We start from the raw sequence: 663 nt of genomic DNA, 5'->3' as shown, positions 1-663 counted from the left end.
GCCGGTTCAGGTACCCGCGCGCAACGCCGGCCCCGCCAATGTAAAGCTCACCCATCACCCCGAACGGAACAGGCGCGCCATGACCGTCCAGAAGATACACCCGCGTGTTCGCGATCGGACGCCCAATATGCGGCACAGCGTTGTCGCTGAAGAGCCGTCCTGAGGTCGCCACGACCGTCACTTCGGTAGGGCCGTAGTTGTTTATTAGCTTGAGAGCCGCTGGTAGAGGCCCAGGCACACGCTGGAGACGATCCCCGCCAATAAGCAAGTACTCCAATGTAGGATTTATCAGCTTATCTTCTAACGCGATTGTAGCGAGCGGCGTGATCAAAAAGGCGACGTCCAGCGATTGATCACGCCACCATTCCAACAGATGGAGAGAATCTCCCGCTGATGCTCTGGGCGGGAGCAGCAATCTGCTGCGGTTACATAACGCAGACCATAGCTCCCAACTGCTGGCATCGAATGCGACTCCAGCCGTGAATGTGCCGCAGGTATCTCGCTGCGTACAAAACGTTTGCACATGCCATGCTACAAGATTGACCAAGCCCCGATGTTCGACCATGACGCCCTTGGGCGTGCCTGATGATCCCGAGGTGTAGATCACGTAGGCGAGGTGGCGCGCGCTCAGGCCGAGCGTGCGCGGGTCCGGATCGGAGGCCG

Annotated in this window: 1 protein-coding gene; it reads right to left on the bottom strand. The window is 59.3% G+C overall.

What is annotated here, in order from left to right:
• Nucleotides 1-663: AMP-binding protein (locus tag AB4Y42_RS44130; RefSeq protein ID WP_368697882.1), on the bottom strand; the 663-nt coding region annotated here is incomplete at both ends.

Source organism: Paraburkholderia sp. EG286B (assembly GCF_040965655.1).
Classification (GTDB): Bacteria; Pseudomonadota; Gammaproteobacteria; order Burkholderiales; family Burkholderiaceae; genus Paraburkholderia.
This window is presented reverse-complemented; position numbering and strand designations above follow the sequence as displayed.